This window comes from Bradyrhizobium sp. UBA2491 (assembly GCF_002341725.1).
In the GTDB taxonomy this organism is placed as follows: Bacteria; Pseudomonadota; Alphaproteobacteria; order Rhizobiales; family Xanthobacteraceae; genus Bradyrhizobium.
Genome location: NZ_DDOP01000041.1, coordinates 364 through 836, shown reverse-complemented (window position 1 = coordinate 836; position 473 = coordinate 364). Strand labels below are relative to the sequence as shown.

1 protein-coding gene is annotated in these 473 nt (G+C 64.9%); it reads right to left on the bottom strand.

All coding sequences use genetic code 11. The features are described 5' to 3' along the window. A partial coding sequence (locus tag B2W55_RS12750; protein ID WP_349678879.1) for a DUF429 domain-containing protein occupies positions 1-473 on the bottom strand: 473 nt, incomplete at both ends.

Here is a 473-nt window from a genome sequence, read left to right as displayed (position 1 = left end):
GAGCCAGCGATCGATCTCGCGAAAGCCCGAGCGCTTGAGCAGCTTGCGGCGAAGGACGTCACCCGCTTGCGATTTCTTCGCCGGCAGCGGCACGCCGCCATTCAGCAGCAGGAAAACCAGTTCTGGATGCACCTCGCGGATGTCACGCCCAGCGTTGTCGCGAACGAACGCATCGACCTCCATGATCTTGTTGCCGAGATGCCAGAGCTGGCGTGAGACGCGGGTCTGGCCGCGGCGTAACGCGTCTCTATTGGCCTTGTCGGGATCGGAAAATTCCCGCCACAGCCAGCGCCGCGCGCCGGTGAAGACGCGCGAGCTGTGCGGACGCAGGCGTTCGCGGGCAAGACGGTCGCAAATGCGCTCGCCATCATCGGTCATGCCGATCGGGATATCGATCCCGGCACGATCGAACGGCCGCGCGAGCGCGGCCGCAATATCGCCGTGAAAGGAAACCGTGCGCCGGTCGCCATCGA